Annotated in this window: 12 protein-coding genes; 1 reads left to right on the forward strand and 11 read right to left on the reverse strand. The window is 59.3% G+C overall.

From position 1 onward, the window contains the following. Positions 1–100: 100 nt before the first annotated feature. The gene (locus BTE54_RS21265) at positions 101–799 is read right to left on the reverse strand and encodes a GntR family transcriptional regulator (protein ID WP_031234148.1); all 699 of its coding nucleotides are present in this window, start codon (positions 797–799) and stop codon (positions 101–103) included. 245 nt (positions 800–1044) lie between these two features. Next, on the reverse strand, positions 1045–2007 hold the full coding sequence (ftsZ, locus tag BTE54_RS21270; RefSeq protein WP_003521714.1) for a cell division protein FtsZ: 963 nt from the start codon (positions 2005–2007) through the stop codon (positions 1045–1047). Positions 2008–2484: 477 nt separating this feature from the next. On the opposite strand from ftsZ, the gene BTE54_RS21275 reads away from it, so the two are divergent. Beyond that, positions 2485–2928: a response regulator gene (locus BTE54_RS21275; RefSeq protein WP_065657684.1), complete on the forward strand. Its 444-nt coding sequence runs from the start codon at positions 2485–2487 to the stop codon at positions 2926–2928. Between the two features lie 433 nt (positions 2929–3361). Here the strand turns inward: BTE54_RS21275 and BTE54_RS21280 are convergent, their stop codons facing one another. From BTE54_RS21280 to BTE54_RS21320, 9 genes are all read right to left on the reverse strand, one after another. Continuing rightward, complete coding sequence (locus BTE54_RS21280) at positions 3362–3508, reverse strand: DUF1127 domain-containing protein (protein ID WP_003521716.1); 147 nt, start codon at positions 3506–3508, stop codon at positions 3362–3364. A 218-nt stretch (positions 3509–3726) separates the two neighbouring features. Further along, complete coding sequence (locus BTE54_RS21285; RefSeq protein ID WP_020811652.1) at positions 3727–4329, reverse strand: hypothetical protein; 603 nt, start codon at positions 4327–4329, stop codon at positions 3727–3729. Positions 4330–4444: 115 nt separating this feature from the next. Continuing rightward, positions 4445–5563: an ABC transporter permease gene (locus BTE54_RS21290; protein WP_078053905.1), complete on the reverse strand. Its 1119-nt coding sequence runs from the start codon at positions 5561–5563 to the stop codon at positions 4445–4447. Continuing rightward, entirely contained in the window at positions 5560–8328 is a 2769-nt protein-coding gene (rbbA, locus tag BTE54_RS21295) for a ribosome-associated ATPase/putative transporter RbbA (protein ID WP_078053939.1), read from the reverse strand. Before rbbA ends, BTE54_RS21290 begins: the two co-directional genes overlap by 4 nt. 11 nt (positions 8329–8339) lie before the next feature. Beyond that, a complete protein-coding gene (locus tag BTE54_RS21300) occupies positions 8340–9404 on the reverse strand; it encodes an HlyD family efflux transporter periplasmic adaptor subunit (protein ID WP_078053906.1) in 1065 nt (354 codons plus the stop codon). A 439-nt stretch (positions 9405–9843) separates the two neighbouring features. Next, positions 9844–11217 carry an alpha-glucosidase/alpha-galactosidase gene (locus BTE54_RS21305; protein ID WP_078053907.1) on the reverse strand — a complete coding sequence of 458 codons (1374 nt, stop codon included), beginning with the start codon at positions 11215–11217 and terminating at the stop codon, positions 9844–9846. A gap of 22 nt (positions 11218–11239) precedes the next feature. Then, positions 11240–12910 carry an ABC transporter ATP-binding protein gene (locus tag BTE54_RS21310; protein ID WP_078053908.1) on the reverse strand — a complete coding sequence of 557 codons (1671 nt, stop codon included), beginning with the start codon at positions 12908–12910 and terminating at the stop codon, positions 11240–11242. A 12-nt stretch (positions 12911–12922) separates the two neighbouring features. Continuing rightward, positions 12923–14059: an ABC transporter permease gene (locus tag BTE54_RS21315; protein WP_078053909.1), complete on the reverse strand. Its 1137-nt coding sequence runs from the start codon at positions 14057–14059 to the stop codon at positions 12923–12925. A gap of 1 nt (position 14060) precedes the next feature. Beyond that, a complete protein-coding gene (locus tag BTE54_RS21320; protein ID WP_078053910.1) occupies positions 14061–15068 on the reverse strand; it encodes an ABC transporter permease in 1008 nt (335 codons plus the stop codon). Positions 15069–15150: the final 82 nt, after the last annotated feature.

Consider the following 15150-nt stretch of genomic DNA (forward strand, 5'->3'; position numbering starts at 1 on the left):
CTAAGGGACATGTTTTTCGGGAATGGACGCACCTCCGCGCCACCCTTTCGACAAGGACATTACAATCTTGTATTTTATTTGTCGACAAGAAATCGACAAGCTACAGATTTATTTCCAAACGCTCGTTTCGCACCAGCAGTTTCTGCACCTGCCGCACGATCTGCTCGGCATGCTCGCGGGCCAGTTTCTCGGAAAGAACGGTATCACGCGCGGCAATCGCCGCGATGATCTCATCATGATCGTCGACGAAGCGCTTCGGCAAACGATCGTCATAGGACTGGTAATAAAGCCTGAGGATGCGTCGCCCCTCGTCCAGCAGCCGCTTGAACAGGCTGGTAAAATAGGGGTTACGCCCGGCTTCGGCGATGGAAAGGTGCAGGGCGGCATTGGTGGAGATCATCGCCAGCGCATCCTGCTCTTCCACCGCAATGGCGAATTCCGCATTATGGGCGCGGATTCCGGCCAGATCTTCCGGGCGGTGATATTGCGCGGCAAGCTGCGTCGTTACCCGATACATCAACACCAGCGCATCGAAATAGGTGTGCATGTTGAGGAAATCGATATTCGACACCATGGTCGAACGGTTCGGCAACGTATCGATCAGCCCCTCGCCCGAGAGCCGCACCAGCGCCTCGCGGATCGGCGTGCGCGACATCTTGAACCTTTCGGCAAGCTGCACCTCGTCGATGGGGCTGCCGGGCGGCAGAACCAGATCGAGAATCTCGTCGCGCAGAAGATCATAGACCATCTTCACGCCGGAGCCGCGCTTGCGCTCGGCAGAAGCAATTATATCCGTCATCATCAAATCCCTCTTGTCGACATAAAGAGTACTATTATATTTTTTCCCGATCAACGCCGCGCAGCGCCGCAGCATCTTCGAATGGCGGAATAATTGTTCAAAAACAACAAAAAGCCGTCGCGAAAATTGCCCGCGACGGCTTTTGATCGTTCAGTTTGTGGCGTGGACGCTGTTTTTAGGGTATCGCCAACTCAAGAAGGCGATGTCCCTGGGAAGCAAAGAGTACGCCGCTTCTCAGGCAAGCCTCAGTTGCGCAGGCCGGTGGCAACGACCGAAATCTTGAAAGCGCCGTCCAGCGTCGGGTCGAAAGAAGCGCCCATCACCACATCGGTTTCTTCGCTGACCGCCTCGCGCACCAGTGTCATTGCCTCATCGATCTCGTAGAGCGTCAGATCGTTGCCGCCGGAGATGGAAACCAATGCGCCGCGTGCTTCCTTCAGCGACGGTTCGCCGAGCAGCGGGTTGGCAATGGCTGCGGCCGCCGCTTCCGAGGCGCGCTTTTCACCCTTGGCCTGCGCCGTGCCCATCAGCGCCCGGCCGCCATTCTTCATGACATAGCGCACATCGGCGAAATCGAGATTGACCAGGCCTTCGCGCAGGATGAGATCGGTGATGCAGCGCACGCCAAGCGACAGAACCTTGTCAGCCGTCTTCAGCGCATTTTCGAAGGTCGTGCCGGCATCGGCAATGCGCAGCAGGTTCTGGTTGGGGATGACGATGACGGTATCTGCCGTGTTGAGCAGGTTGGCGAAGCCATATTCGGCAGCCCGCATGCGGCGCGCGCCTTCGAAACTGAAGGGAAGCGTCACGACACCGACGGTGAGGATGTTCTTCGCCCGGCAGGCTTCGGCGATGACCGGGGCAGCGCCCGTGCCGGTGCCGCCGCCCATGCCGGCGGTGATGAAACACATGTCGTAGCCGCTCAGGTGATCCATGATCTCGTCAAGTGAATCGATCGCTGCCTGCCGGCCAACCTCGGGATCGGCGCCTGCGCCGAGCCCGCCGGTCAGTTCGGAGCTGAGCTGCACGAGCCGCGGCGCGTTGGTCTTCTTCAGCGCCTGCGCATCCGTATTGGCGGCGATGAAATCGACGCCACCGATGCCCTCGGCAATCATGTTGTTGATCGCGTTGCCGCCACCGCCACCGACGCCGACGACGGCGATATTGGGCGTGTTGCGGGCAATGGTGGCGCGCGGAGACTGGGTCATCGTCTTATTCTCTTTCTAAACTCATAGGGTCCCGCGCCGTTCTTTGACTGCGGCACGCGAATGATCGGCAAGGTTCCAGCGCTTCCTCCCCGATGGGGAAAAGAGGCTGTAACGCTTTGAATTTTCATGCCGGCCTTTCACCCCATAATGGCGAAAGAACGGTGTTCCAGGGGGCGAAAGATGCTCCACGGCGACGTTCTCCGACCCCTTCCCCGGATGAAAACCGAACCGAATCAACTGCTTCGCTCTTGTAAGGTGATAGCCGAAAAGGCACACCGTTTACACTCCATTCACTATGTTTATCTCACTTTGGAACGAGTTGCGCCGAGAAGTGTTTGCATGCCGACCGCGCTGGAGCGGCGGGAAATAAAACGGAACCGGTCCCGCCGCTCCGGGTTTAGTTGAAGCCTCGGATGATCCGCAACCGCGATTCAGTTTTCAATCCGTTGCTCTGAAACACAGAATGGAGGCAGGCATATGTTGGCAGACGTCTTGCAAAACGAACCGGGTTTCCGCACGGAACAGCCGCGTGTGCTGATCGTGGAAGACGAATTCCTCATCGCCATGGATATAGAGGATTCCATTTTGCAGGCGGAAGAAGAGGCAGATGTCATCGGTATTGCCAACCGGCTGGAAGACGCCGTGGCGCTTGGCAGCCGCGCCGATATCGCCTTTGTCGACGTCAACCTTGCAGACGGACAGACCGGCCCGGAAATCGGACGGCGGCTTTCACAAGATCATGGCGTGGTGGTGATCTTCATGACGGCAAACCCCGAAGTCGTCGTCAATCTCGGCATCGGCGCCGGCGTAATCGCCAAACCCGTGCCGCAGGATGCCGTGGAGCAGTGCCTCGCCTATGCCCTTGCCAAACGTGCAGGCGCCCACGCCGTGACGCCCATCGGCATGATGGCTTTCGACTGAGATATTTCCTGAAGACAAAGGCAAGTTTCTGAAAACAAAAAAGCCTGCCGCGGGAGGAGGTGCGGCAGGCTTTTTGAAAAGATGAACAGCGATATGGGAGGAGGAAAACCGCTGTCCCCGGGGCAATCCTTTGGGAGGAGGAGTAGGATCACCCGCTTTACCAAAAGGATGTGGGAGGAGGTACATCCCTTTCGATGATTGGAAGATAGCATTTTTCTGCGTATTTGACAGGCATAAGCTTGCAGTACAGATATGCATTCAATGCATGGCGATATTCATCGCCCGACGTCGAGAAAACCCCGCCCTTCGGCTGGCACTTCGACATCGCCGGATTATCTGGCGGATATTCGCGGCAGAAGCATCCCATATCCCCAAAACAAAAACGCCCGCTGAGCGGGCGTTTGTGCATTCAAAAGAGGCGATATCGCCTTGATTACCTGCCAACGGCGGCGCGGGCGACGCTGGTGATCTGGCTACGATCGATACCGAGATCGTGCAGTTCACGGGTGCTCATACGGCCGAGTTCGTTGATGGTCTGACGATATTTGCGCCAGTTATTGAAGCTGCGTGCTACGTTCATGACATTACCCTTTCTGAGGTTTAGGTGACGTCAGTAACGTTTTCGTTCCGGCGTCCTTTGATGCCCCCTATATGCGCTTTTCGATGACGAATTAACAGGCAGAATAAGGCAATCCACCCATGCGCCAGACGCAAGGGTTCCCCATGACACTTTGCGACGAAAAAGAAACGTGACTAAAATTCAGACGGTTCGCCGGGCCTAGAACCGCCCCCCGCCGCTCAGAACTTGTAGCGGACGCCGAATACGTTGGCGTTTGTGGCGCCTTTCATATTGCCCAGTGTTTTGCCACCGCCGGAACGGTGGTGAAGACGCCAGAAGAATTCCGTCGAAGAATCCTCGCTGAAGGACACGTTGATTTCCGGTCCCAGATAAAACAGGACATTCGCGTTGCCGTTGTCCTTGATTTCCTGTTCCCGCTCGCGGCCACGCTGCGCATCCGTGACGAGGCTGAGGCCGGCGGTAAAGCTCGGCGTGATGAACAGCCGCTCTCCGAGCCTGATCTGCTCGTAACGTGCAACCGGACCCGCCCAGACTTCACCGGTAAAGCCCTTGCCAAATCTGGCGGCGACGCCGATTTCGCCGCCGAGTTTCACGTTACCGATGTGGTAGGGGTAGAACTGATAGCCGCCGCCCAGAATGGCATTGCGCTCATATTCCACCGGAATGAGGGCTGCACTTTTCAGCATGTCCTCTTTCGTCAGGACGCCGCCGAAACCGAATATCGCTTCGCTCGTCTCCGACGTCATATCTTCTGACGCAAGAGATGGCGTTGCCGCCAGTGCGATCATGGCTGCCAGTGACAGACGTGCTGCAATATTCATTTTGCTACTCCTGAACAAAGCCCGCTTACCCAGCCGTCCTCATAGGCATATTCACGGAAGGCGAACATACCGTTACCGAACACAATTAATTCAACTTGCGCGGAAATAGGCGGAATCAGCGCAGGAAACGCCTGAAACGGCGAAGCGCGAAAACGAAAAGCGCGGAGCCGATGGCCAGCAGCGCCAGCAATTGCGGCCAGACCACATCCAGCCCCGCCCCCCTGAAAAGCACCGATTGCGCCAGTATGACGAAATGGGTGTTGGGTGCGAGAAGCATGATGTACTGGATGATATCAGGCATGCTTTCACGCGGCGTCATGGCGCCGGAGAGCACCTGCAACGGCAGCAGGAACAGGATCAGCAGCATGCCGAATTGCGGCATGGAGCCTGCAACGGTCGCAAGGAAGATGCCCATCGACGTCATGGCGAAGAGCTGCAACGCCGTTCCGAGCAGGAAGAGCAAGAGCGAGCCTTCGATTGGAATGGCGAGCAGGCCCCTGACGACTACGAACAGGGAAAATGCGGAGGCCACCAGCACGACAAGGCCCATGGACCAGACCTTGCTGAGCATGATTTCCAGCGGCGTGACCGGCATGACCAGCAGATGCTCGACCGTGCCATGCTCGCGCTCGCGAATGAGCGCGGCCCCCGTCAGCACGATCGACAGCATGGTGATGGCGGTGATGATGTTGTTGATCGACCCGAACCACGACTTGTCCAGCTCCGGGTTGAAACGGGAGCGTAGCGTCAGGTCCACCGGCACCGACGTCGCACCGCGATAACGGTTGATATATTCCTGAACTTCACTCGTTACGATGCTCTGCACGTAACCGCCGCCACTGAAAGCCTGGCTCATGCGGGTGGCGTCGATATTGAGCTGGATAGCGGGTTGCTGCCCGGCCATCAGCCGGCGCTGGAAATCCGGCGGGATATTGAGCGCGAAGGTATCGAGGCCCGCATCCATGCGCTTGTCCATTTCCGCAATGGAAATCTGCTTCGGCGGGGAGAAATAGGGCGGATAAAAAGCCGTGCTGATGCGCCCTGAAAGCGGTGACTGATCCTCGTCGACGATGGCGATGGCGGCATTGTTCAGCGTCTCCGGCAGCGCGCTGGAGCCGGTGTAGATCTGCAGCGTGAAGGCGTAGACGATGAGCAGCAGCAACATGCCGTCACGCGCAAGGCCGCGCAGTTCCTTGATGCCGAGCTGGAAGATGTTGGACGAAAACAGCCTCATGACGCCTGTTTCCTCAAAAGTGCGGCGCCGGCAATGAGAAGCAGCGGAATGGCAATGAGAAGCGGCAGGAACGAGCCGGAAAGCCCGGCGAAATCCAGCCCCTTGGAGAAGGTGCCGCGCGAAATGGTCATGAAATAGGTGGCGGGATAGATATTGCCGATAAAGGCGCCCGCCCCCTGTAGCGACGAAACGGGATCGATCATTCCCGAATATTGCGTTGCCGGAATGAGCGTCAGCAGGGCCGTGCCGAAGATCGCCGCGATCTGGCTCTTCATGAAGGACGACATGAGAAGGCCGATGGAGGTGGCGATGACGACATAGAGCAGCGCTCCCGTCGCATAGGCGAGATAACTTCCGGTGAAGGGCACCTGGAAGATGAAGATGGCGAAGGCCGTCAGAAGCAGGAAATTGAGCATGCCGAGGGCGACATAAGGAAGCTGCTTGCCGATCAGGAATTCCAGCCGGGTGGTCGGCGTCACGTAAAGATTGACGATGGAGCCGAGTTCCTTTTCCCTGACGACGCTGAGCGCCGCCAGCATGGCGGGAATGAGCATGAGCAGCAGCGGAATGACCGCCGGCACCATGGCGACGAGGCTTTTGACGTCCGGATTGTATCGATAGCGCGTTTCGATGCTGAAAGTGCTTTGCGTCGCCGCGCTGCCGTAAATCTCGGCCGCCTTGCGCGCCAGCCATGTCTGGTGCATGCCCTGCACGTATCCGCGAACGGTTTCCGCCCGCTGCGGCATGGCGCCGTCGATCCAGGCGCCCACCTCCACCGTCTTGCCGCGCAACACGTCGCGGCCGAAACCGGGGGGGATTTCGATGGCAAGGCTGAGTTCCCCGTCACGCATCCGTCGGTCCATATCGGCATAATCGCGGATCGGTTCCTTCTCGATGAAATAACGGGAGCCGGCAATGTCGAGCACGTAATCGCGGCTGATGGTGGAATCGTCACGGTCCAGCACCGCGAAGGTCAGGTCCTCGACATCGAGATTGATACCGTATCCGATGACGAACATCAGGATGACGCTGCCGAGCACCGCCAGCGTGCCGCGAATGGGATCCCGCTGCAGTTCCAGCGCCTCGCGGCGCGTATAGCTGAACATGCGCCTGAAATCGAAAAACCTCTTACGATTGGGTGCAGCATGTTGCGTCGCTGGCACCTCCGCTGTCGCGACGGGCGCTGCTGCAGGCTCCGCCTTTTTGACGCCGGAAGCATCTTCGAGATAGGCGACGAAAGCCTCTTCCAGCGTTGCCGCATTGCGGCTTTTGGTAATCGCATTGGGCGTATCGCTGATCAGCACCTTGCCGGCATGCATCAGCGAAATCCGGTCGCAGCGCTCCGCCTCGTTCATGAAATGGGTGGAGATGAAAATGGTGACATTGTCGTTGCGCGAGAGATCGGCAAGGATTTGCCAGAACCCGTCCCGTGCCACCGGGTCGACGCCGGAGGTCGGTTCATCGAGGATGAGAATATCAGGCGAATGGATCATCGCCACCGCCAGCGACAGCCTCTGCCGGATGCCGAGCGGCAGGTCGTCCGGCAGGGTTTCCATGACCGCACCGAGATCGAAACGCTCGGCCATTTCGGCGATACGCGGCTGAATGGTCTCTTCCGGCAGCTTGAACAGACGGGCGTGCAAATCGAGGTTCTGCCGCACCGTCAGCTCGGAATAGAGCGAGAAGGCCTGGCTCATATAGCCGACGCGGTGACGGATCGCCATGTCGCTGGCATCCACCTTGTGCCCGAAAAGCTTGGCCTCGCCTTCGCTGGCCGCCAGAAGCCCCGTCAACATCTTCATGGTGGTGGATTTTCCGCAGCCGTTCGAGCCGAGAAAGCCGAAAATCTCGCCGCGCGGAATCTTGAAGCTGACATTGTTGACGGCGGTAAAGTCGCCGAAGCGCATGCTGAGATGCGACGCCTCGATGGCATAGTCGCCCTCACCCGCCACCTTGCGCGGCGCGATATGGACTTCATGGTAACCCTTGCGCTTTTCTTCGGGAAGGAGCGCGATGAAGGCGGCATCGAGATTGGGTGCGGAGGTGCGCTCGAGAAGTTCGGCAGGCGAGCCGGTGGCTAATATCTTGCCGCCATCCATGGCGACCAGCCAGTCGAAACCGGCGGCCTCTTCCATATAGGCCGTGGCGACGATGACGCTCATGCCGGGACGCCCGGCCCGGATGGAATCGATCAGTTCCCAGAACTGCCGCCGCGACAGCGGATCGACGCCTGTAGTCGGCTCATCAAGAATGAGCAGGTCGGGATCGTGGATCAGCGCGCAGCAGAGCCCCAACTTCTGCTTCATGCCGCCAGAAAGTTTCATGGCGGGGCGGTCGGCGAAGGGCTCGAGGCCGGTACTTTTCAGCAATTCGGCAATGCGCGCCTGCCGCTCCCTGCCGCCCTGCCCGAACAGCCGCCCGAAAAAATCGATATTCTCGAAGACGGACAGGGTGGGATAGAGGTTCTTGCCAAGACCCTGCGGCATATAGGCGATACGCGGGCAGGTATCCTCGCGGTGGCGCGGATCGGACATATCACCGCCCAGAACTTCCACCTTTCCCCTCTGTATGGCGCGCGCGCCGGAGACGAGCGACAACAGGCTCGATTTGCCCACACCGTCAGGCCCGATAAGCCCGATCATCCGCCCGGCGGGGATCTCGACCGATATGTCGGCCAGCGCAATGGTGCTTCCGAAGGTCAACCGCACATCGGCCAATCGCGCGACCGGTGCATGCCTGTCATTCGTTGCGGGGGGCGCGACCATGGTGGCCACCGTCACTTGACGAGATTGCGTTCGAGGTTTTCCGGCCAGGCGGCCTGCGGATCAAGCCGGACATAGGCCATGCCGGGCAGCCCGGTTTTGACATATTGGATATATTTCTGCAGCAGCTCCTGCGGGATTTGCGCCCTCACCCGGAATGTCAGCTTCTGGCGTTCTTCTTCGGTTTCGACCGTTTTCGGTGTGAACTGCGCGACATCGGCGACGAAGGAAACCTTGGCGGGGATGGTATATTGCGGGGCGGCATCCAATATCAGGCGCACATCCGAGCCCATGGACGTGCGGCCGGCCCCGGCCGTCGGCAGGAAGAACGTCATATAGACATCGCCGAGATCGACGAGGTTCAGAACCCGTCCACCGGCGGACAGCACCTCACCGGGCTGGGCGATCCGATATTGCACGCGGCCATCGCGGGGCGATTTCAGCGTCGCATCGGCGATATCCGTCTCGATGCTTTCAATATCGGCCTGCGCGGCATCCACCGCCGCCTCGGCATCGACGATCTGCGCCTTGGCGGCGTTGATTGCGGCATCGGAGGCGGCAAGCGAGGCCTCGGCGGAAGCGAGCGTGGCGCGGGCGGACTGCTCGGCGGCTTCACTGTCATCGACGATCTGCTGCGAGACGGCGTTGCCGGTCAGCAGCTGTTTCGAGCGCGCATAGGTCTTGGAGGCGGAATCGAGCTGGGCCTTGCGCTGTTCCACCACTGCCAGTGCCGAGGTCTTTTCCGCCTCCCGCTGGGCGACAAGGCTGTGGGCCGTATCGATTGCTATTTTCGCACGGCGAAACTGTGCTTCCGCCTGACGTTTCCTCGCCTCCAGTTGCGCCGTATCCATTTGGGCAAGCACCTGCCCGGCCTTCACGAAATCGCCTTCACGCACCATGATGTCCTGAAGGCGACCGGCGGTCTTGGTGGAAATATCGATCTCGACGGCCTCGATACGGCCGTTGCTGGCCACGAAACCGGCGGGAAGTCCCTCACCCTTCAGCTTTGACCAGGAGAAATAGGCGACACCGGCAAGAACCAGAATCACCAGACCAACGAGCAAGCCTTTTTTAGACATCCGTTTTCCCCATGAACCCTTCGAATTTCAACCCTAATACGATGAAACCGAAGAAGCCACCCACCATTGCGTTTAGTATTCGCACCCGACATTTCTCCTATTTAAGAGGGGATAGATCGGGTTCAGGTGATGTCTAGACGTCAAGGTGTCTTGTGGCCTTGACACAAGTCAAATGCTTTGAGGGTTTCGGACAGGCGCCTAAACCGGCTGATGATGGCAGGCCTCAGGGGTTGCAAAGCCCTATGAAACGGCCGCGTTCGGCAAAGCCGCATCATCCGCACCCCGTCACCCCGGGGCTTGATCCGGGGTCCAGCGCGATCAAGTGCTTGATCGCGGAAGAGTCTTCTCACGACGCAGACGCGTCGTGGCTGGATGCCGGATCTAGTCCGGCATGACGGAGGAGATGGTCTGCACCTTCGTATTTTGTCGCAACCGCGCCTTACACCGCCCGCGCCCGCTTCACCTCCACCTGCGTCCATTCCGGCAGCCAGTCGCGATGGGCCAGCAGCAGATCGTCCACCAGCGACCATATCTGGTCGAGATCCAGTTCCGCCGCCGTATGCGGGTCCATCATCGCCGCGTGGAAGATGTGCTCTCGGTTTTCGCTCATCAGCGCCCGCACCGTCAGTTCCTGCACATTGATGTTGGTGCGCATAAGGGCGGTGAGCTGCGGCGGCAATTCGCCGATAAAGGTGGGCTGCACGCCGTTATGATCGACAAGGCAGGGCACTTCCGCCGCGCAATCCGATGGCAACGAGGTGATGCAGCCATTGTTGCGCTGGTTGCCGTATATCACCGAGGGTTCGCCGGTCCAGACCGAGTTGATGATGGAGGAGGCATATTCCTTTGACTGCTTTACCTCGATCTTCTCGGCCGAACGATAGGCCGCCGCCTGCCCCTTCCAGCGTTCGATCTGCTCGATGCAGCGCTTCGGGTATTCATCGAGCGGGATACCGAATTTCTCGATCAGGTCCTCTCGTCCTTCCTTGATGAAATAGGGCGTATATTCGGCGAAATGCTCGGAGCTTTCGGTGACGAAATAACCGAGCCGCGTCAGCATCTCATAACGCACCTTGTTGGGGCAGCGCGGGTTCCATCCGGGTTTTGGCGCACGGCCTTCGCGGTAACCGCGCACGAGATCGGGATAAAGGTTCTTGTAGCTGCCATCCGGCTGGCGGTGCTCGAATTCGAGGAAAAACGCCATGTGGTTGATGCCGGCCGAACGGTAACGGATTTCCTCGTATGGGATATCGAGATCATGGGCGAGTTCCATGGCCGTGCCCTGCACGGAATGGCAAAGGCCGACCTGCCGGATCGTCGGATATTTCTCCGCAATCGCCCAGGTATTGATCGCCATGGGGTTCACATATTGCAGCATGATGGCGTTGGGGCAGACGGCCAGCATGTCCTCGCAAATTTTCCACAGATGCGGCACGGTGCGGAGGCCGCGCATGATGCCGCCGACGCCGAGCGTATCGGCGATGGTCTGACGCAGGCCATATTTGCGCGGCACCTCGAAATCGGTGACCGTGCAGGGTTCATAGCCGCCGATCTGGAAGGCGACGACGACGAAATCAGCACCGGCAAGCGCCTTTTTCTGGTCCGTGTAGGTCTCGGCCTTCGCCTTTGCGCCAAGCGTCGAAATCAGCTTGTTGACGACGATGGCGCTTTCTTCCAGCCTTTCACGGTTGATATCCATCAGTGCGATGGTGGCGCCCGAAAGGGCCGGACGCTGCAGCACGTCGCCGATGATGTTCTTCATGAACACCGTGGAGCCTGCGCCGATGAATGTGATCTTGGGATCTCTTGCCATGTCTACCTCCAGCATTGGGAATTCAAGCGATTTCGAAGGCGGCCCGCACAAGCCGCTGAGTATATTCGGTTTTCGGATTGGTCAGCACATCCTCGACAGGCCCTTGCTCGACGATCTGCCCGCGCTGCATGACGATGACGCGGTGGCAGAGCGCGCGGACCACTTTCAGATCGTGCGAGATGAACAGATAGCTCAGGCCCCGCTCATCCTGCAGCTTGCGCAGGAGATCGATGATCTGCGCCTGCACGGAAAGATCGAGCGCCGAGGTCGGCTCATCGAGCAGGATGAATTCCGGCTCCAGCGCCACCGCACGGGCAATGGCGATGCGCTGGCGCTGACCGCCGGAAAATTCGTGCGGAAAACGCGAGAGGATATTGCCGGGCATGCCCGCCGCCTCCAGCGCGTCGCGCACCCGGTCCAGCCTCTCGGCCTTGGTTTTCCCAAGGCCGTTGATGATGAGGCCTTCCTCGATGATCTGGCCGATGGTCATGCGCGGATTGAGCGAGGCGAAAGGGTCCTGAAAGACGATCTGCATACGCGAACGCAAAGGCCGCATTTCAGCGCGGGAGCGGCCATCCACCCTCTCCCCGTCAAAGATCACCTCGCCGGCCACCGGCTCGTTCAGCCGCAGCAGGGATTGGCCGAAGGTCGTCTTGCCGGAACCGGATTCACCGACGAGCCCCAGCGTCTCGTGCCGATTGAGGGTAAGCCCCAGACTGTCGACGGCGATCAGCTCCTTCAGTTCGGGTTTAAACAGCCCACCGTAACGCATCATAAAAGAGACGCGCACGCCGCTTGCCGTCAGCAGCACGCCGGAATTTTCCGGCAGCGGCTTTGCCGTGCCATGCGGTTCGGAGGCAAGCAGCTTTTTCGTATAGGGGTGCTGCGGCGCTTCGAAGAGATTTTCCGTGGTGTTGTGCTCCCGCATCTCACCATGCTGCATGACATAGACGTAATCGGAAAACTGCTTCACGATCGTCAGGTCATGGGTGATGAGAACCACGGCCATGCCGCGCTTCTTTTGCAGGTCGCGGATGAGGTTGAGGATTTGCGCCTGCACCGTCACATCGAGCGCGGTGGTCGGCTCGTCGGCAATCAGCACATCCGGATCGTTGGAAAGCGCCATGGCGATCATCACACGCTGCCGCTGGCCGCCGGAAAGCTGGTGCGGATATTGCTTCAGCCGCGCTTCCGGTTCCGGTATCTGCACCTGCCGCAGAAGATCAAGCGCCCTCGCCTCGGCCTCCTTCCGACTGAGTTTCGAATGAACGCGGATCGCCTCGACGATCTGGCTGCCGATCGTATAGATCGGGTTCAATGAACTCATCGGCTCCTGAAAGATCATCGAGATGCGGTTGCCGCGCAACGCCCGCCGCTGGCGGCTAGAAAACTTCAGAATGTCGTCGCCGTTGAAACGCACGGTCGCGGATTTCGAAACGGACGCCCGCTTCGTCAAAAGCCCCATGATCGAGCGGGCCGTGACGGATTTTCCCGAACCGGATTCGCCGACGATGGCAATCGTCTCGCCGCGATAAAGCTGGAAGGAAATGTCCTTCACCGCCTCCACCGTGCCGTGCTCCACTTTGAAGGTCACGGCAATGTTGCGCGCATCGATGATGGCGGCGTCGTTTCGGTCATCGGCGTCAAAGCGGATGGCGGGCGCGTAAGTGTTGTTCTGTGCAGTAGCAACCATATTACGCTCCTCTCAATAGGGATCGACGGCATCGCGCAGGCCATCGCCCAGCGCGTTGAAGGCGAAGACTGTGACCAGCACGAAACCGACCGGCGCGAGAATCCAGGGATAGGAACCGATGACGGAATAGGTCGCCGTATCCTGCAGCATCAGCCCCCAGGAGATGAGCGGCGGCTTCACCGCAAAGCCGAGGAAACCGAGGAAGGATTCGAGCAGCACGACGCTTGGAATATGCAGTGTCACGGCGACGATCACATGGCTCATCACATTCGGCAGGATGTGCTGGAAAATGATGCGCCGGTCCGTGGCCCCGACGGCAATCGCCGCCCGCACATAATCGATGCGCGCCAGCGCCAGCGTCTTGCCGCGCACCTCGCGCGACATCTGCGCCCAGCCGAGCGCCGACATGACACCGACCACGAAGACAAGGAAAACGGTAGTGGGTGCGGTTACCGGAATGAGCGAGGTCAGTGCGAGGTAAAGCGGCAATTGCGGGAAAGCGAGCACCACTTCGACAAAGCGCTGCACCCAGGCATCCAGCGGCCCGCCGAAATAGCCTGATATCAGACCGACGCTCGTGCCGATGACAGTAACGATGGCGACGACGCTCAAGGCGATGGCAAGCGAGATGCGCGAGCCATAAATGGCGCGCGACAGCACGTCGCGTCCAAACTTGTCGGTGCCGAGAAAATGCACCGGCTGGCCGTCGGTCGAACCGAAGAAGTGACGGCTCGTGGGGATAAGGCCCAGCAGTCTGTATTCCGCACCTTTGACGAAGAAGCCGAGATAGACGGGATTGTCGTAATCGGGCCCGACGATGGGTTGGAAGGTGACAGGATCAAGCTCTTCCGTTTCAGCGATGGCATAGACGCGCGGTGCAAGGCTGACATTGCCGTCCTTGTCGGTGAAGCGCAACACCTGCGGCGGCGAGAAGCTGCCATGGGTTTCGAGCGGGTTCATCGGCGCGAAGAAATCCGCAAAGATGGCGATCAGGATCAACAGCGCCACCAACACCAGCCCGACCATGCCTGTGAAGGAGCGTCTGAGACGCCGCCAGACCAGCGCGAGATAGGTCTCGTTGCCATGGGCGGAACGGTCGGGTTTTGCTGCGGTGGCGGTTTCGGTCTTCATCTCGTCAAACGCCATCATCTCAGGCCCTCCCGAATTCGCGAACGCGCGGGTCGAGCATGGCGAGCAGCATATCGGCGATGATGTTGCCGACGATCAGCGTGGCGGCCAGCACCATCATGAAGGTTGCGGTGACATAGACATCGCCCACCGCCATGGAGCCGACGATGGCGGGACCGACAGTCGGCAACGCGAAGATGATCGCGGTTTCGATCTCGCCGCTCAGCATGTAGGGCAACACCACGCCCTGATACATGACGAGCGGATGCACGGCGTTCGGAACCGCATGGCGCATGATGACCGCACCCTCCGAAAGCCCCTTGGCGCGCGCCGTCTCGACATATTGTGCATTCAGCGTATCGAGCAGATTGCCGCGCATCACCCGCATATTATAGGCGAGCCCACCGAAGACGGCGATGGCGACCACCGGCCAGACATGGCTGACGAGATCGACGAATTTGCCCCATGACCACGGCGCACCGCCATATTGCGGCGAAAAGAAGCTGCCGATCTCCGACACGTCGAAATGAAACACCATAAGGTAGACGAGGATCAGCGCCATCAGGAAACGCGGGATCGTCATGCCGAGGAAGGCGATGGTGGAGAGCAGGTTGTCGACCCAGGAATATTGCCGTGTAGCCGCCCAGATGCCGAAGGCGATGCCGAGAACGGACGCGAGGATGTGGCAGACCAGCGCCAGCGCAATGGTGCGCGGCAGGCGTTCGCCAACCACATCGGCGACCGGCTTGTTGTAATAGAAGCTGTAGCCGAAATCGCCGCGGGTGACGATGCCGCCGATCCAGTTGAAATATTGAATGACGAGCGGCTTATCGAGCCCGTGCTCGATGCGATAAGCCTGAGCCTGCGCTTCCGCCTGTTCGAAAGACGCGCCGCCCTGGTTCATCAGCTGCGAGCGGATGTAGTCGGCATAATCGCCGGGCGGTGCCTGAATGATGGCGAAGGTTACCACGCTCAGGATCAACAATACCGGAATGGCGGATGCAACGCGTATCGTCAGAAATCTCAGCATCGAACGGTCTTCCTCGGTTTGGATGGGCCGTGTATCTCCGGCCGCGCTTCACGCGCGACCGGTACCGGGTTTTCTCCGGGAG

The organism is Agrobacterium sp. YIC 4121 (genome assembly GCF_002008205.1).
In the GTDB taxonomy this organism is placed as follows: Bacteria; Pseudomonadota; Alphaproteobacteria; order Rhizobiales; family Rhizobiaceae; genus Agrobacterium; species Agrobacterium leguminum.

Coding starts and splice junctions, on each gene's coding strand:
- BTE54_RS21265 (WP_031234148.1), bottom strand. CDS start 799: ATGACGGATATAATTGCTTCTGCCGAGCGCAAGCGCGGCTCCGGCGTG.
- ftsZ (WP_003521714.1), bottom strand. CDS start 2,007: ATGACCCAGTCTCCGCGCGCCACCATTGCCCGCAACACGCCCAATATC.
- BTE54_RS21275 (WP_065657684.1), top strand. CDS start 2,485: ATGTTGGCAGACGTCTTGCAAAACGAACCGGGTTTCCGCACGGAACAG.
- BTE54_RS21280 (WP_003521716.1), bottom strand. CDS start 3,508: ATGAACGTAGCACGCAGCTTCAATAACTGGCGCAAATATCGTCAGACC.
- BTE54_RS21285 (WP_020811652.1), bottom strand. CDS start 4,329: ATGAATATTGCAGCACGTCTGTCACTGGCAGCCATGATCGCACTGGCG.
- BTE54_RS21290 (WP_078053905.1), bottom strand. CDS start 5,563: ATGAGGCTGTTTTCGTCCAACATCTTCCAGCTCGGCATCAAGGAACTG.
- rbbA (WP_078053939.1), bottom strand. CDS start 8,328: ATGGTCGCGCCCCCCGCAACGAATGACAGGCATGCACCGGTCGCGCGA.
- BTE54_RS21300 (WP_078053906.1), bottom strand. CDS start 9,404: ATGTCTAAAAAAGGCTTGCTCGTTGGTCTGGTGATTCTGGTTCTTGCC.
- BTE54_RS21305 (WP_078053907.1), bottom strand. CDS start 11,217: ATGGCAAGAGATCCCAAGATCACATTCATCGGCGCAGGCTCCACGGTG.
- BTE54_RS21310 (WP_078053908.1), bottom strand. CDS start 12,910: ATGGTTGCTACTGCACAGAACAACACTTACGCGCCCGCCATCCGCTTT.
- BTE54_RS21315 (WP_078053909.1), bottom strand. CDS start 14,059: ATGATGGCGTTTGACGAGATGAAGACCGAAACCGCCACCGCAGCAAAA.
- BTE54_RS21320 (WP_078053910.1), bottom strand. CDS start 15,068: ATGCTGAGATTTCTGACGATACGCGTTGCATCCGCCATTCCGGTATTG.